Annotated in this window: 20 protein-coding genes; 12 read left to right on the top strand and 8 right to left on the bottom strand. The window is 66.4% G+C overall.

Annotation, left to right across the window (positions count from 1 at the left end; translation table 11 throughout):
* Positions 1-47 precede the first annotated feature (47 nt).
* Complete coding sequence (locus BLV15_RS10310; protein WP_090227584.1) at positions 48-959, bottom strand: LysR family transcriptional regulator; 912 nt, start codon at positions 957-959, stop codon at positions 48-50.
* A gap of 170 nt (positions 960-1,129) precedes the next feature.
* Between BLV15_RS10310 and BLV15_RS10305 the strand changes: the two genes are divergently transcribed.
* The gene (locus tag BLV15_RS10305) at positions 1,130-1,855 is read left to right on the top strand and encodes a tellurite resistance TerB family protein (protein WP_090227582.1); all 726 of its coding nucleotides are present in this window, start codon (positions 1,130-1,132) and stop codon (positions 1,853-1,855) included.
* A 28-nt stretch (positions 1,856-1,883) separates the two neighbouring features.
* Here BLV15_RS10305 and BLV15_RS10300 read toward each other — a convergent pair whose 3' ends face one another.
* Positions 1,884-3,512 (bottom strand): diguanylate cyclase domain-containing protein, encoded by a 1,629-nt coding sequence (locus BLV15_RS10300; protein ID WP_090227579.1) that lies wholly within the window; start codon positions 3,510-3,512, stop codon positions 1,884-1,886.
* Between the two features lie 129 nt (positions 3,513-3,641).
* Between BLV15_RS10300 and prfB the strand changes: the two genes are divergently transcribed.
* From prfB to BLV15_RS10270, 6 genes are all read left to right on the top strand, one after another.
* Positions 3,642-4,737 (top strand): peptide chain release factor 2 gene (gene prfB / locus BLV15_RS10295; protein WP_139210702.1). Its coding sequence is split into 2 segments (ribosomal slippage): positions 3,642-3,713 and positions 3,715-4,737, totalling 1,095 coding nucleotides; the frame shifts between segments, so codons are not numbered across the junction.
* A 147-nt stretch (positions 4,738-4,884) separates the two neighbouring features.
* Positions 4,885-6,390, top strand: a complete 1,506-nt coding sequence (gene lysS / locus BLV15_RS10290; protein ID WP_090227577.1) for a lysine--tRNA ligase — start codon at positions 4,885-4,887, stop codon at positions 6,388-6,390.
* Between the two features lie 243 nt (positions 6,391-6,633).
* Complete coding sequence (locus tag BLV15_RS10285; RefSeq protein WP_090227574.1) at positions 6,634-7,185, top strand: hypothetical protein; 552 nt, start codon at positions 6,634-6,636, stop codon at positions 7,183-7,185.
* A 7-nt stretch (positions 7,186-7,192) separates the two neighbouring features.
* Positions 7,193-8,488 (top strand): flavohemoglobin expression-modulating QEGLA motif protein, encoded by a 1,296-nt coding sequence (locus BLV15_RS10280; RefSeq protein ID WP_090227570.1) that lies wholly within the window; start codon positions 7,193-7,195, stop codon positions 8,486-8,488.
* A 139-nt stretch (positions 8,489-8,627) separates the two neighbouring features.
* Positions 8,628-8,951 carry a PA3694 family proteiin gene (locus BLV15_RS10275; protein WP_090227569.1) on the top strand — a complete coding sequence of 108 codons (324 nt, stop codon included), beginning with the start codon at positions 8,628-8,630 and terminating at the stop codon, positions 8,949-8,951.
* Entirely contained in the window at positions 8,948-9,451 is a 504-nt protein-coding gene (locus tag BLV15_RS10270) for an O-acetyl-ADP-ribose deacetylase (RefSeq protein WP_090227566.1), read from the top strand. The genes BLV15_RS10275 and BLV15_RS10270 overlap by 4 nt, the downstream gene beginning before the upstream one ends.
* Here the strand turns inward: BLV15_RS10270 and BLV15_RS10265 are convergent.
* Positions 9,427-10,179 (bottom strand): phosphatase PAP2 family protein, encoded by a 753-nt coding sequence (locus tag BLV15_RS10265; protein ID WP_090227563.1) that lies wholly within the window; start codon positions 10,177-10,179, stop codon positions 9,427-9,429. The genes BLV15_RS10270 and BLV15_RS10265 overlap by 25 nt on opposite strands.
* Positions 10,180-10,193: 14 nt before the next feature.
* Positions 10,194-12,152: an LTA synthase family protein gene (locus tag BLV15_RS10260; RefSeq protein ID WP_090227560.1), complete on the bottom strand. Its 1,959-nt coding sequence runs from the start codon at positions 12,150-12,152 to the stop codon at positions 10,194-10,196.
* A 161-nt stretch (positions 12,153-12,313) separates the two neighbouring features.
* Here BLV15_RS10260 and BLV15_RS10255 point away from each other — a divergent pair, with 161 nt between their 5' ends.
* From BLV15_RS10255 to BLV15_RS10235, 5 genes are all read left to right on the top strand, one after another.
* On the top strand, positions 12,314-12,997 hold the full coding sequence (locus BLV15_RS10255; RefSeq protein WP_090227559.1) for a response regulator transcription factor: 684 nt from the start codon (positions 12,314-12,316) through the stop codon (positions 12,995-12,997).
* Positions 12,987-14,276, top strand: a complete 1,290-nt coding sequence (locus BLV15_RS10250; protein ID WP_090227556.1) for a sensor histidine kinase — start codon at positions 12,987-12,989, stop codon at positions 14,274-14,276. The genes BLV15_RS10255 and BLV15_RS10250 overlap by 11 nt, the downstream gene beginning before the upstream one ends.
* Before the next feature lie 82 nt (positions 14,277-14,358).
* Positions 14,359-15,048 carry a class I SAM-dependent methyltransferase gene (locus BLV15_RS10245; protein ID WP_090229021.1) on the top strand — a complete coding sequence of 230 codons (690 nt, stop codon included), beginning with the start codon at positions 14,359-14,361 and terminating at the stop codon, positions 15,046-15,048.
* Positions 15,045-15,770 carry a lipopolysaccharide kinase InaA family protein gene (locus tag BLV15_RS10240; protein WP_245728168.1) on the top strand — a complete coding sequence of 242 codons (726 nt, stop codon included), beginning with the start codon at positions 15,045-15,047 and terminating at the stop codon, positions 15,768-15,770. Before BLV15_RS10245 ends, BLV15_RS10240 begins: the two co-directional genes overlap by 4 nt.
* A complete protein-coding gene (locus BLV15_RS10235) occupies positions 15,770-16,000 on the top strand; it encodes a hypothetical protein (protein ID WP_090227552.1) in 231 nt (76 codons plus the stop codon). The genes BLV15_RS10240 and BLV15_RS10235 overlap by 1 nt, the downstream gene beginning before the upstream one ends.
* Before the next feature lie 39 nt (positions 16,001-16,039).
* On the opposite strand, the gene BLV15_RS10230 is transcribed toward BLV15_RS10235, so the two are convergent.
* The 4 genes from BLV15_RS10230 to BLV15_RS10215 all read right to left on the bottom strand — a co-directional run bounded on the left by BLV15_RS10230 (position 16,040) and on the right by BLV15_RS10215 (position 21,147).
* Positions 16,040-17,131, bottom strand: a complete 1,092-nt coding sequence (locus BLV15_RS10230) for a DUF1513 domain-containing protein (protein WP_090227550.1) — start codon at positions 17,129-17,131, stop codon at positions 16,040-16,042.
* Between the two features lie 16 nt (positions 17,132-17,147).
* Positions 17,148-18,209, bottom strand: coding sequence for an imelysin family protein (locus tag BLV15_RS10225; protein ID WP_090227547.1), 1,062 nt, complete (start codon positions 18,207-18,209; stop codon positions 17,148-17,150).
* A 12-nt stretch (positions 18,210-18,221) separates the two neighbouring features.
* Positions 18,222-19,634, bottom strand: coding sequence for a di-heme oxidoreductase family protein (locus BLV15_RS10220; RefSeq protein WP_090227544.1), 1,413 nt, complete (start codon positions 19,632-19,634; stop codon positions 18,222-18,224).
* Between the two features lie 154 nt (positions 19,635-19,788).
* Complete coding sequence (locus BLV15_RS10215; protein WP_090227542.1) at positions 19,789-21,147, bottom strand: imelysin family protein; 1,359 nt, start codon at positions 21,145-21,147, stop codon at positions 19,789-19,791.
* Positions 21,148-21,422: the final 275 nt, after the last annotated feature.

Genomic DNA, 21,422 nt, shown 5'->3' with positions numbered 1-21,422 from the left:
CGCTGCATCGCGGTCGACAAATGCTAAAAAATGAAAGCAGCGTTCGATTAAATCGAATGCCGGCGCGCGGAGGGCTTTTCCCGCGCCACGGTGAGGAACGGATCGACCAGCGCCGGCCGCGCCGTGCCGCGTCGCCAGGCCAGGCCGACGTCCAGCGGTTCGCTGAGGTCGGCCAGCGGTCGTGCCTCGATGATGTCGCCTTCCAGCGACCAGGGCCGGTAGGTCATGTCCGGCTGGATCGACAGCCCGAGCCCGGCGGCCACCAGGCTGCGCACCGCTTCCACCGAGGCGGTGCGCAGCGTCACGTGCGGCGTCAGCCCGGCGCGGGCCCAGATGCGCTGGGTGTGCAGACCCATCTCGTCGGCGTTCAACTGGATCAGCGGCTCGGCGCCGACATCCGCGAGGCCGATGCTGTCGCGTTCCAGCAGCGGATGCTGCGCGGGCAGCCAGAGCCGGTGCGGCGAATGGGTCAGCACTTCGGTCTGCAGCGCGTGGCGGTCCTCAAGGTTGGAAACGATCAGCACGCCGACATCGATCTCGCCGGACACCAGCAGGTGCTCGATGTACGAGCGTTCGTCCTCCACCACGCGGGTCTGCACGTTGGGGTAGGCGCGCTGGAAGCGGGTGATCAGGTCGGCCAGGTAATAGCCGGCGACCAGGCTGGTCACGCCGATGGTCAGGCAGCCGGCGACCTGCTCGGTGCTCTGCTGGAGGCTGCGCTTGGCGTTTTCCACGGTGGCCAGGATCAGGTGCGCCTGGCGCAGGAACTGGTGGCCCTGGTGGGTCAGCGACATGCCCTTGGCGTGGCGATTGAACAGGCTGACGCCGATCTCTTCCTCCAGTTGCTGGATGGCCAGGGTCAGGGTCGACTGCGAGATGAACACGGCCTGCGCGGCTGCGGAAATCGAGCCCGATTCGGCGACCGCGATGAAGTGGCGAATCTGGCGTAGCGACATCATGGCGGAGGGCTCGTGAAAGGATTCGAGCGAACTATGCCATGAGCGTTCGTTTTTATCGAAATGATCGCGGCTGCCGCGCGGCAATATCCGGAAGCACTCTCAGGCCGCGCCCCGCGGGCCCGCGCGGTAGATTTCCCGCAGGCATTTTTGTCGTTCCGCGGAGGAATTCCATGAATACGCGTGGCTTGCTCGATCAATTGCTCAAGTCCGGCCAGGACCTGTTGCAGCAGAAATCCGCCGGTAAATCCTCGGGTAGCCTCGGTGGCCTGGGTGACGCGCTCGGCGGCTTGCTCGGTGGCGCCAAGGGCAGCGGCGATCTGTTCAAGGGGGCGGCCGGCGGTGCGCTGGGCGCCAGCGCGCTCGGCCTGCTGCTGGGCAACAAGAGCGCGCGCAAGGTGGGCGGCAAGGTGCTCACCTACGGCGGCCTGGCCGCGCTCGGCGTGCTCGCCTACAGGGCCTACGGCAACTGGCAAAGCCAGCAGGCCGGCGCGCCGCAGGGCGAGCCGCAGACCCTCGACCGCCTGCCGGCGCCGCAGGTGGAAGAACACAGCCAGGCGATCCTCAAGGCATTGCTCGCCGCGGCCAAGGCCGACGGGCACGTCGATGATCGCGAGCGCCAGTTGATCGAGGGCGAACTGGTCAAGCTCACAGACGATCGCGAGGTGCGCCAGTGGATGGAAGCGGAGCTGAACAAGCCGCTCGATCCGGCCGATGTCGCCCGCGCCGCGAGCACCCCGGAAATGGCCGCCGAGATGTACCTGGCCAGCGTGCTGATGGTGGACGAGGAGCACTTCATGGAGCGCGCCTATCTGGAAGAGCTGGCGCGCCAGCTGAGGATCGACCCGGCACTCAAGCTGGAGCTGGAAAACCAGGTACGCCAGGCGGTGGAGGCCTAGGGTCGTCTTTCCAGGCGCGCCCCCTTGGCTAAGCCGCCGGCGCCCACTGGCGGTGGAATTCGGCCCGGTTGCGTCCGGCCGACTTGGCCCGGTACAGCGCCTGGTCGGCCAGCTCCAGTGCCTGTTCGATCCCTTCGGCGTCCAGCGGCCAGAGCGCTCCGCCAATGCTGCAGCCCACCTGCGCTTGCTGGCTTTCCAGCATGAAGGGCTCGCGCAGGGCGCGCAGCGCGCGGGCGGCGATCTGTTCGCTCTGCATCGGCGCATCCTCCTTCGACACCTTGAGCACCATCAGGAACTCGTCACCGCCCAGGCGCGCCACCAGGTCGCCGTCGCGCAGGCAGGCGCGCAGGCGGATCGCCACCTCTCGCAGCAACTGGTCGCCGACGCCGTGGCCGAAGCGGTCGTTGATCGGTTTGAAACCGTCCAAGTCGAGGTAGAGCAGCGCCAGGGTGCCGTGCGCCTGCTGCTGGGCGTAGCGCAGGAACTTGTCCAGCGCCGCGCGGTTCGGCAGGCCGGTGAGGGGGTCGTGGTGGGCAAGGTTCTCCATTATCCCCAGTTCGCTTTTCTGCTGGGTCAGGCTCTCCACCATGCCGCGTATCGAATGGCTCAGCGACTGGATCTCGCGGCTACCGCGGACTTCCGGAATGACCGCGATCTCGCCGGCGCTCAGGCGATCGGCGGCCGCGGCGATCTCGCGCAGCGGCCGGGTGTAATAGGTCGTCATCAGCCAGCCGATGGCGGCGAAGATCAGCGCCAGACCGGCGCCCCAGATGAGGATGTCGCGGCCCATCTCGACGGCGGGCGCGTAGGCCAGATCGACCTGCTGGCGGGTCACCACCGTCCAGCCGAGGCCGCGGTAATCGCCGTTGCCGCGGCTGCGGGCGAAGCCGGTGAGGTAGAGGCGCTCGTCCGACCACTCCTGCACCGACCAGAAGTTGTCCCGCTTGTCGGCCAGTGCCGGCAGGTCGAGGCGCTCGCCGATCATGTCCTTCGGGCCGAGCAGCACGCGGCGGTCGCTGGACAGTACGAGGAATTCCACCTGGTTGCGCTCCTGCTGCGGCAGCATCAGCGAGCGCCGTACCTCGTCGGCCCAGGCCCAGGACAGGTGCGTGGCGAGCACACCGATGACGCGGCCGTCCAGGGCGTTCACCGGGAGGGCGACGTCGACGAACTTCATCGCTTCGCCGGTCGGGTTGGGCAGCAGCTTGGCGAGCAGCACCGCTTCGTGGACGTCGCCGACGAAGCGTCCCTTGATGCCTTCGCTGAACACCGGACGCTGGGCGATGTTGGCGCCTTCCAGCACGCCGCCGGTGGCGGCCAGGACGTTGCCCTCGGCGTCCGTGTAGCCGGTCCAGGCGACGCTCTGGAACTGCGACTTCATGCGGTCGAGCAGGGCGCGGATCTGCCCCAGGTCGTCGGGTTCGCGCAGCGTGTTGAGCGAGGCGAGAACATCGAGCATTCGCGCCCGGTTGGCCATGTCGCGGTCCAGGCGCTCGATCATCTGGTAGGACAGGTCGGCCAGTTGCTGGCCCACCTCCTGGCGGATGCGTTTGCTCGACTCGCTGTAGATGGCGCCGCCGAGCAACAGGCAGAGGGTGACGGCGAGCAGTGCGATGAGCAGAGCGAAGCGGCTACGCAGACTACGGGTTGCGTGCATGGCGCTGGGGGTCCCTATCGGAGGCCTGGACGTGGCCGGCGAGTATGCCCCAGCGTGTGCTGCCAGGTCAGCAGGAGTCGCGTATACTCGCCGGCTTTTCCGAAGTTTTGCCTGTGAGTGATGCCCGCCATGGAAATCAACCCGATCCTTAACAGCATCAAAGATTTGCACGAACGCTCCCAAACCATTCGGGGGTATCTTTGACTACGATCAGAAGAATGAACGCCTGACCGAAGTCAACCGCGAGCTGGAAGATCCGGCCGTGTGGAACAACCCCGAATACGCCCAGAACCTGGGCCGCGAGCGCGCGCAACTGGCGCTGATCGTCGAGACCCTGGACGAGATGGAAAGCGGGCTGGCGGATTCCCGCGACCTGCTGGAAATGGCGGCCGAAGAGGGCGACCAGAGCGCCGTCGACGACGTCGCCGTGGAAGTCGAACGCCTGCGCGGGATTCTCGAGAAACTCGAATTCCGTCGCATGTTCAGCGGCGAGATGGACCCGAACAACGCCTACCTGGACATCCAGGCCGGCTCCGGCGGCACCGAGGCCCAGGACTGGGCGAACATGCTCCTGCGCATGTACCTGCGCTGGGCCGACAAGCGCGGCTTCGATGCGGAAATCGTCGAGCTCTCCGAAGGCGAGGTCGCCGGCATCAAGAGCGCCACCGTGCACATCAAGGGCGAGTACGCGTTCGGCTGGCTGCGCACCGAGATCGGCGTGCACCGGCTGGTGCGCAAGAGCCCGTTCGATTCCGGCAATCGTCGTCACACGTCGTTTTCCGCGGTGTTCGCCTCGCCGGAAATCGATGACAACATCGATATCGACATCAACCCGGCCGACCTGCGCATCGATACCTATCGCTCGTCCGGCGCCGGCGGCCAGCACGTGAACACCACCGACTCCGCGGTGCGCATCACCCACGTACCGACCAACACCGTCGTGCAGTGCCAGAACCAGCGTTCCCAGCACGCCAACAAGGACACCGCGATGAAGATGTTGCGGGCCAAGTTGTACGAACTGGAAATGATGAAACGCAACGCCGCCGCCCAGGCGCTGGAGGAAACCAAGTCGGATATCGGCTGGGGCCACCAGATTCGCTCCTACGTCCTCGATCAGTCGCGGATCAAGGACCTGCGGACCAACATCGAGCGCAGCGACTGCGACAAGGTGCTGGACGGCGACATCGACGAATACCTCGAGGCCAGCCTGAAGCAGGGGCTGTAACGCCCCTGTTCTCCAGGGCGGGCCGGACTCGCGGGCCCGCTGCGATACCCCAGCAGAGTGGCCGGCGATCCGTCTCGGCCACTGCGCTACAGATGTGCTAACCCGTTTCGACACAGGCACGCGCCTAACCAGGAACCACCGAAGACCATGAGCGAACAACCGCTGAACGAGCATGCCCAGCATGAGGAAGAGAACAAGCTGATCGCCCAGCGCAAGGAAAAACTTGCCGCGCTGCGCGAAGCCCAGCCGATTCCCTTCCCCAACGACTTCCGCCGCGACAGCCTCTGCGACGTCCTGCAGAAGCAGTACGCCGACAAGACCAAGGAAGAGCTGGAAGCCGCCGGCATCAAGGTCAAGGTGGCTGGGCGCATCGTGCTCAACCGCGGCGCCTTCATGGTGCTGCAGGACAGCAGCGGCCGTCTGCAGGTCTACGTCGACCGCAAGACGCTGCCCGCGGACACCCTCGAAGCGGTGAAGAGCTGGGACCTGGGCGACATCATCGCCGCCGAGGGCACCCTGGCGCGCAGCGGCAAGGGCGACCTGTACGTCTACATGGACAGCGTGCGCCTGCTGACCAAGTCGCTGCGCCCGTTGCCGGACAAGCACCACGGCCTGACCGACACCGAACAGCGCTACCGCCAGCGCTACGTCGACCTGATCGTCAACGAGGAGGTGCGCCAGACCTTCCGCGTGCGCTCTCAGGTGATCGCGTACATCCGCAAGTTCCTCGCCGAACGCGATTTCCTCGAAGTGGAAACGCCGATGCTGCAGACCATTCCCGGCGGCGCCGCGGCCAAGCCGTTCGAGACCCACCACAACGCGCTGGACATGCCGATGTTCCTGCGCATCGCTCCGGAGCTGTACCTCAAGCGCCTGGTGGTCGGTGGCTTCGAGAAGGTCTTCGAGATCAACCGCAACTTCCGTAACGAAGGCGTTTCGACCCGGCACAACCCCGAGTTCACCATGCTCGAGTTCTACCAGGCCTATGCCGACTACGAAGACAACATGGACCTGACCGAGGAGCTGTTCCGCGAGCTGGCCCAGCTGGTTCTGGGGACCACCGACGTGCCCTACGGCGACAAGGTGTTCCACTTCGGCGAGCCGTTCGCGCGGCTGTCGGTGTTCGACTCGATCCTCAAGTACAACCCGGAAATCACCGCGGCTGACCTGCAGGACATCGACACCGCCCGCGCCATCGCCAAGAAGGCCGGCGCCAAGGTGCTGGGCTTCGAGGGCCTGGGCAAGCTGCAGGTGATGATTTTCGAGGAGCTGGTCGAGCACAAGCTGGAGCAGCCGCACTTCATCACCCAGTACCCGTTCGAGGTGTCGCCGCTGGCGCGCCGCAACGATGCCGACCCGAGCGTCACCGACCGCTTCGAGCTGTTCATCGGCGGCCGCGAGATCGCCAACGCCTACTCCGAGCTGAACGATGCCGAAGACCAGGCCGCGCGCTTCCATGCCCAGGTCGCGGACAAGGACGCCGGCGATGACGAAGCGATGCACTTCGACGCCGACTTCGTCCGCGCGCTGGAATACGGCATGCCGCCCACCGCCGGCGAAGGCATCGGCATCGACCGCCTGGTGATGCTGCTGACCGACTCGCCGTCGATCCGCGACGTGATCCTGTTCCCGCACATGCGCCCGGAACTCTGATCGCTCCGCATTGAAAAAGCCGCCCGAGGGCGGCTTTTTCATGGGTTACATTTCAGACTTGCGAACCGCTGGATTGCTTAGATGGCGGGTGCGAAAGCCCCGTCGAAATGACCCGCCCGCCAGGCCCGCAGCGCCACGGGGATTGACGCCCCGCGCCCCGGAATGGAAGATCCAACGGCTTTGCGGCTCGCTCCGCAGCGTCGGGCGGAGCCCGATGCGTCACCCATAAGAGGAAGATTCCCGATGATTCCCTGGCGCGCGCTGGCCGCGGTCACCTGTCTTCTGCTTGGCGGTTGCCTGGCGACCTTCAAGGACCCGATCCCGGCCAACGAGGCCGCGCCCATTCCGCTGCTCGGCGAATGGACGCGCAAGGACGAATGGGGCGTGCAGCAATTCCTCGACATCCGCCGCGCCGGCAGCAATCTGTACCAGGCGCGGGTCTATTCCGAGAGCGCGGACAACCTGGCGGGCGCCGACGAGTACGGCTTCACCGTCGCCCATCACGGTCGCCGCTGGTACCTCTCCGCTGGCTTGCCGAAGAAGCTCGGCGGCAATTTCGCCATCGGTGGTTTCGAGTTGACCGACAATGGCGAACTGCTGGTCTACACCCTCGACATCGAGCGCATCCTCCAGGATATCCAGGGCGGTGCGCTGCAGGGGCGGCGCGTGGAGACCGCGGAAGGCGACGGTGCGCTGATCGATAGCCCGTGGCCGGCGGTGTTCGCCTACCTGGACGACCCGGCCAACTCGGATGTCTTCGTCGAAGCGGCGCGTTACCAGCGCCTGGGGCAGTGAGGGAGCGATGAGCAACGGCAGCAACCTGGACGACTACCAGCGCATCGTTCGCGCCCTGTCCGACCGCATCGTCGAGGCGCAGGCGCCGATCCGCATTCTCGATGCGGTGAAGTGGGACGAGAGCATCCGCCAGGGCTTCCTCGACAACGGCTGCAAGCGCCTGCCGGCGGTGGACCGCGCCTATTACGAAGCGCGTCCGCTGGGCTTCGACGGCGCGGCGAAGAAGCTCGAGCTGCAGAACATCGAGCGCGACATCACCCGCCAGCTCGGCCAGTTCAACCCCGTCGGGCAGATCATGCGGCGCATGTGCAAGGAATACCGCATGGTGATCCGCATGCTCGAAGCGCGCGGTACCGCGGATTTCGGGCTGATTTCCCAGGAGCTCTACGGCGCCGCCTCGGACGCCTTTCACGCCGGCGACCCCACCCTGGCCGACCTCGGCCTGATGCTCTCGGATTACCTGAACAACATCGACGGCCGCGGCGATCTCAAGGACGAGCCGAAGACGCTGACCGCCAAGGAAGCCGTGACCATGTTGCAGCGCCGCCTAGACGAAGTGTTCGGTGCCGGCGAGGGCATCATCCGCGTGTTCGAGTCCGACGGCATCGTCGCCGATGCGGCGGCCGGCGCCGACTACATCAAGGTCCGCACCGATGCGATGTTCAACGAGCGCGACGTGCGGGCGCTGGAGGTCCACGAAGGGCTGGTGCACGTCGGCACCACGCTGAACGGGCTGAACCAGCCGATCTGCACCTTCCTCTCCAAGGGCCCGCCGTCCTCGACGGTGACCCAGGAGGGCCTGGCGATCCTCATGGAAGTGATCGCCTTCACCTCCTACCCGAGCCGCTTGCGCAAGCTGACCAACCGCACCCGCGCGATCCACATGGCCGAGGAGGGCGCGGATTTCCTGCAGATCTTCGAGTTCTTCCGCGAGCAGGGCTACAGCGAGGACTCCAGCTACGCCAACAGCAGCCGGGTGTTCCGCGGCTCGACCCCGGACGGGCTGCCGTTCACCAAGGACCTGTCGTACCTGAAGGGCTTCATCCTGATCTACAACTACATCCAGCTGGCGGTGCGCAAGGGCAAGCTGGAGCAGATTCCCCTGCTGTTCTGCGGCAAGACCACCCTGGAGGACATGCGTACCCTGCGACAGCTGGTCGACGAGGGGCTGGTGGTGCCGCCGAAGTACCTGCCGCCGCAGTTCCGCGACCTCAACGCGCTGGCTGCCTGGATGTGCTTCTCCAACTTCCTCAACCACCTGAGCCTGGATCGGATCGAGGCGGACTACGCCAATATCCTCTAGCTGCTGCGCGGCGAACCGTCGCGCATAACCTTGATCGGTGCCAAGCGCCGACCGGGATTCCATGGCAGCATGCCCCGCTTTCCCATCGTGGCGGGTGCATGTCCCCGCTGCCCACAACCTCCGTTCCGAAGAAGTGACCATGAGCGAACGCAACCCCATTCCCCTGATCCTCACCGCTATCGGTAGCGTCGTCGGCACCGTCGCCGCGCTGTCGTACTACGGCTACCTGCACATCGCCAAGCCGGAGGACGCGCTGCTGCTGGCCGAGTTCACCATGCTCAAGACCGTTCCCGGGCAGGACTACAAGGTCTCGCTGACCCGCGCCGACCAGATCGCCCAGTGCATCGACGGCGTCCTCGTGCTGTTCGATACCCAGCAGCGTGGCCTATCCGGCGTGCTGGTCAACGACCGCAAGCAGGCGGTGCGCTGCGTCGGCGAAGAGACCCCGCAGGCCACCCAGTGAACATCGAGGTCTGGCAGGGCGACATCACCACGCTGGACGTGGCGGCAGTCGTCAATGCCGCCAACGCCAGCCTGCTCGGTGGCGGAGGAGTGGACGGCGCGATCCACCGCGCCGCCGGCCCCGAACTGCTCGCCGCCTGCCGCCCGCTCGGTGGCTGCCCCACGGGCGAGGCGCGCATCACCCCCGGTTTCCGCCTGCCGGCACGCCATGTGATCCATACCGTCGGGCCGGTCTGGCACGGCGGCAGCCAGGGCGAGGCGCAACTGCTCGCGGCCTGCTACCGCAACAGCCTGGCGCTCGCCGAAGCCCACGGGCTGGACAGCATCGCCTTCCCGGCCATCAGTTGCGGCATCTACGGCTACCCGCTGGATGCCGCCGCGCGCGTCGCGGTGGACGAGCTGCGTCGTCCGAGGGCGGACGGCAGCCCGTTGCGCCGCGCGATCCTGGTGGCCTTCTCCGCCGAGATGGCGATCCGCTATGGCGAACTGCTGGCGGCCTGATCGCCCAATGGTGTGGCGATGCTGCCCTTCGGCGCGGGCTGGTAGAGCATCAGCGCGTAGCAGCCCAGGCAGATCAGCCAGTCGAAAACCGCTGTCCAGATGTTGTGCGAGAGAAAGTGCGCGCCCTGCATCATCCTCGCCAGCGACAGCGCGGTGCCCAGCGCGAAGGCACCGACCAGCGCCACTTTCGCCAGCCGTGGGCGCCTGTCGCGCAGCAGAAAGTACAGCGCGAAGAAGGTGAAGCCGCTGCTGGCATGTCCGCCCGGCCAGCAGCGACCGGGCTTCAGCGTCGGCGCGCGCTCGCCGAGCAGCGGGCTGTAGGTTTCGCCACCGCCGTAGCGGGTCAGGTCCCAGGGGCAATGCACGCCGGTGAGGGTTTTCAGCGGCGGCACGACGGCGGTCGACAGCCCCATCGCCAGCACCAGATAGCCCAGCGGCAATCGCCAGGCGGCCCAGCGGCGGTACACGAAGCTCAGTAGCAGGCCGGCGATCGACAGCACGCCGATCAGAATCACCGCCTGCTTGACGCGGTCATGGAACCAGTTCTCGAAGAACACGTTGTGGCGCGCGACGAAGCCTTCGTCGGGCAGGTAGAACAGGTCGGAAATGGCGAAGTCCAGGCGCGTCGGCTCGAAGATCAGCAACAGCGCGGCGATCGCCAGCGGAATCCCCAGGCTCGCCCACAGGCTTAGCCGAGGCGAGTGGTGCGGTAACCTTTGTGTGGTCATGGGTGCTCCTTCGATCAGCGCTGGCTGAGCCGGTCACTGCCGGGCGAGGGTTGCCAGCCGAGCAACTGGTGGCGGAAATCGTGGCTGGCGGCCTGGTAGTAGGCGATGTCGCGCTGCAGCAGCGGGTCGTCATTGGCCACGCTGCTCTCGCGGCTGGCGCCGAGGGCATCGTCATGCCGACGCATCACCTGGCGCGGGCTGAGAATCGCCAGGTCATGGCCATCGAACAGCCCCAGGTGCTGGTAGTTGCCGAGCAGCACGCGGGGCGGGGCGGCGTTTTCCTGCAACAGGTTGCGGCCGAAGAAGGTCGAGGTGTAGTCCATGTCGAGCAGGCCGAGCAGGGTCGGTGCGATGTCGATCTGGCTGGCCAGCTGGGCGTTTTCGGCAGGCTTCACCCATTTCGGCGAGTAGATGAACAGCGGGATCTGATAGTTGGCGACCGGCAGGTCTTCCATCCCGGCGCTGCCCGCGCAGTGGTCGGCGACGAAGACGAACAGGGTGTCGTCGAACCAGGGTTTCTGCCGCGCCTTGGCGAGGAAATCGCCGATCGCCCAGTCGGTGTACTTCACGGCGCCCTCGCGGCCTTCGCCGGAGCGAATGTCGATACGCCCGTCCGGATAGCTGTAGGGGCGATGGTTGGAGGTGGTCATCAGTTGCAGCAGGAACGGCTTGCCCTGCGCGTGATCGGCATCCGCCAGCTTCAGCGTCTGGGTGAACAGGTCCTCGTCGGCCATGCCCCAGGCGTTCTTGAAGTGGATGTCGGATTCGGCCACCGAACTCTGGTCGACGATGCGATAGCCATTGCCGCCGAAGAAGGCGTTCATGTTGTCGAAATAGCCGCGTCCACCGTAGGCGAAGACGCTGTCGTAGCCCTGCGCGTCGAGCTGCTGGCCGAGGCTGGCGAAGCCGCTTTCCTTGCCGATGCGCTTGACGATGGAGCGTCCGGGCGTGGGCGGCACCGACAGGGTGATCGCCTCGAGGCCCCGGTCGGTGCGGGTTCCGGTGGCGTAGAAGTTGTTGAAGTAGAGGCTCTGCCGGCGCAACGCATCGAGGTTCGGCGTGAGCCCGCGCTTGTCGCCGTTGCTGCCCAGGTACTTGGCGGAGAGGCTTTCGATGGTCACCAGCACCACGTTCAGCCGGCGTGGCTCGCCGGGGTTGTCGATGCGGCGGCGGATGTCCAGCGGGTCGCGGCCGACGAAGGTGGCATTCGGTTCGGCCACTTCCTCGCGCAGTCGCGCGGCTACCCGGGCCGTCGGCAGCTTGGCGTAGAACTGGTTGTAGTCGAGTTCGTTGCTGCGGAAGGCGGCGAAGAACTGGTACGGGCCGTTGCTCGCCAGTTCATGCTGATAGGCGTTGCCGCCGATGCCGCGCGGGTGATCCTGATCCAGCAGCAGCCCGGCGAGCGTCGCACACAGCCCGACCGCGGCGAGACCGCCCAGGCGCGCCCGCCAGCTCGGCAGCGGCGCGCTCCAGGCGCGGCGCAGCGGCGAGCGCAGCAGCAGGGTGGAAATCAGCGCGACGGCGGCGATGGCGCCCAGCAGCTTGCCGATCGGGTAGGACTCCCAGAGGTTGTGCAGCACTTCGTCGGAGTAGACCAGGTAGTCCACCGCGATGAAGTTGAAGCGCACGCCGAACTCGTCCCAGAACAGCCATTCGGCGACAGCGACGAAGAGCATGACGAACAGGCTGGCGCCGAGCAGCACGCCGAGCGTCGTGCGCCAGCCGCCGCGCCGCCAGAGTCGGGGCGGGCAGAGCAACAGCGGCGCCGCCAGCGGCACGGCGGCGTAGGCGAGGAAGCCGAGGTCGTAGAGCAGGCCGATGCCATACAGGCGCAGCAGGCTGCCGGCGTCGCTGCCGGCTTCGCTCAGGTGTGCTACCAGCAGTAGGCTGCGGGTCAACAGGAACACGCCCAGCCAGAGGCCGAGAATGAGGGTCAGGTAACGCAGGGGCGCCGAGCGCAGGAGGGTTCGCATCGCGATTTTTCCGGGGTTGGACGATGCGCGGCAGTCTGTTCCCGGATATGTCGCGGCCAGGTGAATCGGCGGTTAAAAATTCGTCAAAACGAAACGGTCTAATCTTCCCCGTGCAATCATTCGCCACCGCCGCGCCGACTGGGCGCCCCTGAGGACAATCCATGCGCATCCTGCTGGTCGAAGACAACCGTGACATTTTGGGCAACATGCTCGACTACCTGAGTATCAAGGGCTACAGCGTGGACTGTGCCCAGGACGGGCTTTCCGGCCTGCACCTGGCCGCCACCGAGCACTACGACCTGATCGTGCTCGACATCATGCTGCCGGGGCTCGACGGCTACACGCTGTGCAAGCGCCTGCGCGAGGACGCCCGGCGCAACACGCCGGTGATCATGCTCACCGCCCGGGACCAGCTGGACGACCGCCTGCAGGGGTTCAACTCCGGCGCCGACGACTACCTGATCAAGCCCTTCGCGCTGTCCGAACTGGCGGCGCGCATCGAAGCGGTGCTGCGCCGCGCCCAGGGCGGTGGACGCCGGCAACTGCAGGTGGCCGACCTGACCTTCGACCTGGATACCCTGGAAGTGGTCCGCGCCGGGAAGATGCTCAAGCTCAACCCGATCGGCCAGAAGCTGCTCACCGTGCTGATGCAGAAAAGCCCGCACGTGGTGCGCCGCGAGGTTCTCGAGGAAACCGTGTGGGGCGATGACTGCCCGGACAGCGACAGCCTGCGCAGCCACGTGCACCAGTTGCGCCAGGTGATCGACAAACCGTTCGCCCGCGCGCTGATGCACACCGTGCATGGCATCGGCTATCGCCTGGCGGATGATGGCGATGGAGTATAAGCAGAGCCTTTCGCGACGCATCGTCATCGCGTTCGTCCTGGTGACCGCACTGGTCGCCGGCGCCTTCGCCATCGGTATCGTCAACGTCGTCCACGTGGTCGAGGAACGCCTGATCACCGGCGAGCTGGGCGGCGATCTGGACCGTCTGCTGCGCATGGATTCGGTCGAGTCGTGGCGCTCGCAGCCGGAGCCGGACCAGTTCTTCTACTACAGCGGCGGCGTCGGCGAGTTCGCCCTGCCCGAGGACGTCAAGCACCTGCCGCCGGGCTTCAACGAAGTCTTCCGCGGCGACATCTCCTACCACGTGTTCGTGCGTACCGTGGATGGCCGCAAATACGTGCTGATGCAGGACCAGCGTGGCTTCGAGGCGCGCGAGCAGGTGCTCTTCGCGGTGGTGCTGGTGGGCTTCCTGATCAGCCTGGCGCTGGGCGGGCTGCTCGGCTGGCTGCTCGCGCGGCGGGTGATGGCGCCGGTGATCCGCCTGGCGCGGCAGGTGCGTCATCGCGACCAGCTGCTGGTGCTCGCACCGCCGCTGGCGCCGGATTACGCCGCCGACGAGGTCGGCGAAGTGGCGGCGGCGTTCGACGCCACGCTCGGCCTGCTGCGCGAGGCGCTGACCCGCGAAAGACTGTTCACCAGCGACGTCAGCCATGAGCTGCGCACGCCGTTGATGGTGTTGGCGAGTTCCTGCGAACTGCTGCTGGAAAACCCGGGCCTGGGCGAGCGCGGCCGGGCCCAGGTGCTGCGCATGTCGCGCGCCTGCGAGGAAATGCGCGAGCTGGTGCACACCTTTCTGCTGCTGGCGCGTGCGCAGCCGGCCAACTCCAGCGAGGGGCAACTGGCCACGTTGATGGATGTGGCCAACGACCTGGTCGGGCAATGGCGCAGTGCAATCGAGGACAAGGGGCTGCGCTTCGAATACCACGTCAACGGCGCCCTGCCGATCGGCTACAACGCGCCCTTCCTGCGCGCGGTGCTGGGCAACCTGCTGCGCAACGCGCTGCACTACACCGACAACGGCTGGATCTGCCTGCAACTGCAGGCCACCGGCTTCTATGTCGAGGACAGCGGGCATGGGATTCCCGAGGCACAGCGCGAGGCGGTGTTCGAGCCCTTCGTGCGGGGCGTCGAGCAGCGCGGCGACGGGCTCGGCCTGGGTCTTTCGCTGGTCAAGCGGATCTGCGAGAGCCAGGGCTGGAGCGTCAGCCTGTCGGCGGCGGAGTCGGGCGGCTGTCGTTTCCAGGTCACCTTGGGCGGCGAACTCGCAGCGGCGGTTTGACGCAATTTTCACATTGCCTTGACTCCCGGTTGACGGCTCGCTGGATAAGGTGCCGCCATCTTTCCCAGTAGTGGCCTTTTCCATGAGCGATACCGTCGATCTTGAGTTCTCCCACAAGTACGATCGCGAGCATGCCGAAGCCTATGGACGGAAACACGCCGACGGATTCTGGCGCACGCTCTCCCACAGACGCGACGAGCAACTGGCCCGCCGCGCCCTGCAGATCGCCGGCGAGCCGAGCCTGGTCCTCGACCTGCCGTGCGGCGCCGGGCGCTTCTGGCCGCTGCTCGCCGAACGCCAGAACCGCGTGATCATCGGCGCCGACAATTCGGCGGACATGCTGAAGGTGGCCATGCAGCGCCAGCCAGAATCGGTCACCCGACGCGTGCAGACGCTGCAGACCTCGGCCTTCGCCATCGATCTGCCGGACAATTCGGTGGACAGCATTTTCTGCATGCGCCTGCTGCATCACGTCGGCAACGCGGCGGACCGGCAGAAGATGCTCAGCGAGTGCCACCGCGTGACTCGCGACAGCCTGATCGTTTCGCTGTGGGTGGACGGCAACTACAAGTCCTGGCGGCGCAAGCGCCTGGAGCAGCGCCGGCAACAGGGCGCCGATGATGCGGACTTCCAGAACCGTTTCGTGATTCCCGCGCAAACCATCGAACAGGAGTTCGCCGACGCCGGTTTCAGCATCCAGCGTCACCTGGATTTCCTGCCACTGTACGCGATGTGGCGCGTCTACGTTCTGCGCAAGGACATGTGGGCATGAACTGCCTCGAGATGCAGACGCCGGACCTTCCGCCGTCCGCGCCACCGCTCGACACCTTCGATGGCTGGTGGCAGCGCCAGGGTGACTGGGTCGAGCAACCCAACCAGCGGCGTGGCGGGGAGAGCGGTGTGCAGCGGTTGCAGGAGATGGACCGCGTGCTCTATGCCAAACGCCAGGTTGGCCATCTGTATCGCAGCCTGCGTTATCCGCTCGGCCGGCCCACGGTGCTGCGCGAGCACGATGCGCTGCGCCGCATGACCGACCTGGGCGTGCGCGTGCCGAATGTCGTGCACTGCTCCACCTCGTTCAGTGCCGATACCGGCTGGCGCGGACTGCTGGTCACCGAGGCGCTCGACGGTTTCCAGGATCTCGATGCCTGGTACGCCAGCGGTGCGCGCGAGCGTTACGACGAACGTCTGCACGAGCAACTGCTGCACCAACTGGCGGCCACCCTGGCGCGCATGCACCGCGCGCGCTGGCAGCATGGCTGCATGTATGGAAAGCACGTGTTCGTGCGGGTCAACGGGGAGGGCGCCGACGCGCGCGCCGAAGTGGCGTTGCTCGATCTGGAAAAAAGCCGCCGCCGGCTGACCCGGAGCCACGCCGCGCAGCACGACCTGCGGCAGCTGAGGCGCCATTCGTCGTTCAGCGCCGCCGAGTGGGCGAAGCTGATCTACGTTTACCGAGCGGCGTTCGGTAGGCCAATCAAAGGGTTGCAGTGATGAGACTAGAAATCGCTCGAGGTCTGTTTCTCTGCGCGGCGCTGGGCGTCGCCTCCCTGGCCGTAGCGTCCTGGACGGAGCCCGCGCCGAAGGTGATCAGCGGGCTTCCGAGCCTGGCGAAGAATTGCCCGATGCCGGGCAACCTGCGGGCGAAGGTCCAGCCGCAACCTGACGAAGACCTGCTGTTGCTGATGTTCAGCCTGGCCCAGGGCCTGCGCGCCCCCAGCTGATCGAACCGGCGCCTCCGCGATGAAGGCGCCGCAGGTACGTTACGCCACGTGCAGGTGGTTGTCCCAGAGCCCGCTGGGCAGTTCCAGCGGCCGAACCTCGATGGCGCCGGCGCGGCAGTCGTAGAGGCGGCAGCGCCCCTGGCCGGACGTGACCACGAAACCCTGTTCCACCGCGGCGACGCCCGCGCAGTCGGGCAGCGGTGCATCCAGGCGCAACGCGCCGCTGTCCAGATCCCAAACGAAGAAACGGTTGCCGCGGGGCGCGGTCAGCGCGACCAGGCGCATCGCGTCGTTGATCGCCACGCTGGCGGTGTACTGCGCCATCGCCTGGCGTTGCGGCTCCTCGACCGGGAACGGCATGAACGCCTCGCCGGGACGCTTGATCGCCAGCAGCGCGGCGCGGTCGTGGCTGGCGCCCATGTACTGCTGGCAGGCGACGATGGTGCCGTCCGCGGCGATTGCCAGGTGACGCACGCTGTTCATCTGTTCGGGGAGCGTCTCGCGGCTGATCAGGCTGCCGTCGCGGCGCATCAGGACCAGACTCGGCTCCATCGCATCCAGGTTCATCTCGACCCGGCTTTCGGCCTCGGTGCGAATGCCGCCATTGGCGACGACCAGGGTTTCCCCGTCAGGCATCCATGACACCTCATGCGGGCCCAGCCCGTGGGTCGAAAGCTCGCCGGTATGAATCAGCCGTTCGCCGTCGAAGCGGTAGACCCCGAGCCGTCCGCGCCCCGGGTCGCGGGTGTCGTTCTCGGTGGCGTAGAGCCACTCGCCGTCCCTGTGGAACACGCCATGCCCGTAGAAATGCCGGTCGGCGTTGGACTTCAGCGTCTGCAGCAGGCGGCCGTCGCGCAGGTCGATCAGGTAGCTCTCGGTGCCCGGCCGGCGCGCCACGAAAAGCGCCAGCGGCTTGCCCGGATGCTGGACGATGGCGTGACAGCGCAGGCCGACCCGCGTGACGAACGCCGGGCTGCCGTCGAGGCGGTAGCCGACCGCGTAATGGCCGCCGTCGGCATCGTCGCGAGCCGACAGCAGCAGCGGCTGTGTGGTCTGCCGGTTGAGCTTCCAGTCACCCGAGGTCACGGCCTTGAGCAGTGCGTTGCCGAGGTTCTGTACGTGGCGCAGCATCGTCGACTCTCCCGAATCAGTCCCCGTCGTTGGCGTTGAAGCCGAGCTGCACGCCCAGCACGCGGGCGAGTTCCAGCTCGTGCAGCCGGTGGACCACGTTCAGGCTGTCGTAGAAGGCGTTCAGCTGCGCGCGACCCTGGTCGGTCTTCAGCAGGTCGTCCAGCGGCGGTCGCAGCGCGGCCATCTGCCGGCGGCTGTCGGCATAGGCGGCGTCGATCTTGTCGATGAGGTCTTTGTGCTCGGTGCCGATCAGGGCCTTCAGGCCTTTGCCGTCAACGCCCGACCAGACGTGTTCGGCGCTTTCCAGGCTCGCCGCGAGGTTCGACAGGGAGGCATGGCTGCGCCAGGCCTCGGCCTGGAACGGCTGCGGAATGCCCTTGGTCTGCCGGCCGAGCGGGGCGCCGAGTTTCTTCTTCAGCGAATCCAGGGCGGTGACCTGGACCCGCAGCAGGTCGGAAATGGCTTCCTTGGACTCGGCATAGCGCGCGTTGGGGAACTTGCTCATCTGCGCGAGCATGCCGTCGTTCTTCTGCCAGCCGGCGAGGATCTGTTCGGAGAGCGCCTGCTGGTGCGCGCCGATGGCCTCCAGCAGCGGGCAGTAGCGGGCCTTCTGCTCGGCGTCGGCGAGGTCCAGGCCGCTGTCGAAGAGCACGTACTCGTAGGCGCTGAGGCCCTGCACGACGATGCTGGACTTGGCCAGGCTTTCGCCGGTCAGCGGAGTGTCGGACTTGACCAGCTGCTCGACCTGACGGGCGACCAGGTTCTTCTTGTCCGGCCAGAACTGCACCTGCCAGGCCTGGTTGCCTTCGGCCAGCGGGCCGATCAGCAGCGGTTGCAGTTCGGCCCAGGCTTTCTGCGCCCGGAGGAAGGCCTCGCGGGCCTGTGCCAGGTCCTGCTTGCCTTCACAGAAGGCCAGGGCGCTGGCGGCCAGCTGCTTGTCGGCCTCGGCCCAGCGGCTGTAGGTCGGCAGGATGACCTGTTGGGCGATGGCGGCACTGGTGGCGGCCTGCTGGTCCTGCGGAGAGCAGGCGCCCAGCGCGATGGCGAGGCCTGTCAGGAGAAGTCGGGGGCGAAACATCTGCGCTCCTTTTCAGAGGGAATTCAGGAAAGCCAGCAACGCGGTGCGTTGCTCGGCATCGAAAGCGAGTACGTGCTGCTTGGCCGGTTCGGCTTCGCCGCCGTGCCAGAGAATGGCTTCGAGAAGGTTACGCGCGCGGCCGTCGTGAAGGAACTGCGTATGGCCGGTCACCGCCTCGCTGAGGCCGATTCCCCACAGCGGAGCGGTACGCCATTCGCTGCCGCTGGCCTGGAACTCGCCGCGGTGATCGGCGAGGCCTTCGCCCATGTCGTGCAACAGGAGGTCGCTGTAGGGGCGGATCTCCTGGTTCGCCAGCTCGGGTTCGGCGGCATCGGCGCGGGTCTTGAACTGCGGCATGTGGCATTGCTGGCAGCCGGCCTGGAAGAACGCCGATTTGCCGGCCAGGACCTGTGCGGCGTCGACATCGCGGCGTGCCGGAACGGCCAGGTTGCGCGAGTAGAAGACGACCTTGGAAAGGATGTTGTCGCTGACTTCCGGGACGCCGCCATTCACGGCATTCAGGCAGTCGACCTGGTTCGGCGTGCAGTCGTCGTGCGGCAGCAGCGACGTGGTCAGGCCCATGTCGCCGGAGAAGGCGTGCGCGCTTTGCTGCTCGATGGTCGGCTGGCCGGCTTTCCAGCCGAAGCGGCCGAGCACGGTTTCGCCCTTGCGCATGTCCCAGACGCGGTTGGGGCGTCCGGATATGCCGTTGCCGTCGCGATCCTCCGGATCGGCGTTGGCGAGGATGTCCGCTTCGGAAATCGCCTCGAGCAAGCCGAGGCCGATCATCGGCGGCGCGACGCGGGCCGAGGTCATGGTCTGCGGATGCATGGGGCCGTAGTTGAGGTCGCTCAGGCGCAGGGTCGGCTTGCGCAGTTCGACCACGCTGCCGTCGGCGAAGGTCACCGGGAGCGGGCTGTAGTCGACGCGGATCTTGCCTTCGGGAGCGACCCCGGGAATCGCCATGTCCTGGAACTGCCCGCCATAGGTTGGCTCGGGGACCACGCCCAGGTGTTCGAGAACCTTGGCATCGGCGGGGCTGGCGGGAATCGACAGGCGTACCAGCATGGAGACCGCGTGCACCGCGTTTTCGCCGGGCGGCTGGCCGCGGCCGTCGCGAACATGGCAGTTCTGGCAGGCGTTGGTATTGAACAGCGGCCCGAGACCGTCGCGCGCGGTGGTGGCAGTGGGGGCGGTGACCCAGGGGTTGCGGAAGAAGCTGTTGCCGACGCTGAAGTCGAGGCTGCGGGTGTTGGACAGGTTGGCCGAGGGCATCGCGAAGGCGTTGCGGTCGGTCTGGAATACGGTGGTGGCGCCGCCGGAGAGGGCTTCGCCGGGCTCGGCCTGGGTGAAGCGGGGGTTGTCGTCGCAAGCGCTGACAAGCAGTGCCAGAAACAGCGGTGACAGGCGGAGCAGGGGGAGCATCGAGAGTGTCCTGAACGAGGCGGCGAGCAAGCTTAGCAGGGCACCTGGTCGTGAATAAGAGAGATTTTCGTTTGCACGCGGGACGAAGTGTCGCGCCGGAAAAGACGGATGCGCCCGAAAGCGCATCCGTTGTGTTGCCTGGCGATGCGCTCGATCAGAACTCGTGATCGGCGTTATCCGGCTTCAGGTCGCTGATGCCCAGCTTGGCGGCGGCCTGCTCGATGGCTCCGGTCTGCTTGACCAGTGCGGCGATGGCGTCGCGAACGATCTGCTGGCCCTTGGCATTGTCGGCGGCGATCAGTTGGTCGAAATGGACGTTGTCCTTCTCGGCGCTGTCGACCATCGCCTGCAGCTTGGCTTCGGTGTCCTGCAGGTCGGCCTTGACGGTGTTGTCCGTCTCCGCGTCGGCCTTGGCGACCAGGGAAGACAGGCTGGCGCCGGTCAGCGTGGTGCCGTCGACTCGCTTGTACTCGCCGAGGTAGACGTTGCGGATGCCCTTGCCGTTGTAGAAGTGCGAGTTGTGCGTGTTATCGCTGAAGCAGTCGTGCTCGTCTTCGGTGGAGTTGGCTTCCAGCGCGACCTTCATGCGCTCGCCGGCCAGTTCGCCGAGGGACAGGCTGCCCATGCCGAAGAGCATCTTGCGCAGGCCGTTCTCGACCGGTTCGGCTTCCAGGGTGGCGCGGTAGTTGTCGGCGACACCGGCTTTCCACTGGCCGGACATCTCTTCCAGGTCGCTGACCAGCAGGTCGGTCGCGGCTTTCAGGTAGGCACGACGACGGTCGTTGTGGCCGCCGGTGGCGCCTTCGCCAGTCAGGTAATCGCTGGCCGGACGTTCGCCGGCGCCAGGGCCGGTACCGTTCAGGTCCTGGCCCCAGAGGAGGAACTCGATGGCGTGGTAGCCGGTGGCGACGTTGGCTTCGGAACCGCCCAGCTCGTTCAGGCTGGCGAGCTTCTCACCGGTGATTTCGCTGACGTCGATCTTGTCTTCGCCGACCTGGATCTCGGTGTTGGCGATGATGTTGGCGGTGGCGGCCGGGTTGCCCAGCGCGGACTGGGTGTCCTTGGCGACGTAATCGATCAGGCCTTCGTCCAGCGGCCAGGCGTTCACCTGACCTTCCCAGTCGTCGACGATGGTATTGCCGAAGCGGAAGACTTCGCTCTGCATGTACGGGACGCGAGCGGCCAGCCAGGCCTTCTTGGCGGCGTCCTGGGTCGCGGTGCTCGGGTTGGCGAGGAAGGCGTCGACGGCTTTCTGCAGGTTCTGCGCGGTGCTCAGGGCGTCGTCGAAGACGGCGGAGGCCATGTCCGCATAGTGAACGATCACCTGCTTGGCGGCGGCTTCGTCGACCGTGGCCGCACTGGCTGCAGCCGGTGCACTGCTGGCGGCCGGAGCGGCGGCGGGAGCAGGAGCGCTGGCTTGTTGCGCAGGTGCTTTTTCCTTGTCATCGCCACAGCCGGCGATGGAAATGGCAATGGCCAGGAGGCTGGCGGCAGCCAGGGGCTTACGAATCATGTGCGGGTTCCTTTGCATCTGGGTGATGGAGCGATGTGAAGGGTGGAAAACCGCCACATAATGCGAAAGATTTTCATTGTTGAAAAGTGTTCTGTCGCATTTAACCTGCGCAGCGAAGCCGCAGTTCCGGTTGTTTCGATCCCGTGGAAGGAATGCCGAGACGGATAAATGTCCTGCGCCACAGACGCGAGCGAGAGCGGCAAGACTGCGGCTGGGAGGTGCCTGAGCGCGCGTCCAGCGAGGCTTGGCTGCATTTCGGCGGAGTGCCTGATCGA

The organism is Pseudomonas kuykendallii (assembly GCF_900106975.1).
Lineage (GTDB): Bacteria > Pseudomonadota > Gammaproteobacteria > Pseudomonadales > Pseudomonadaceae > Pseudomonas_O > Pseudomonas_O kuykendallii.
This window is presented reverse-complemented; position numbering and strand designations above follow the sequence as displayed.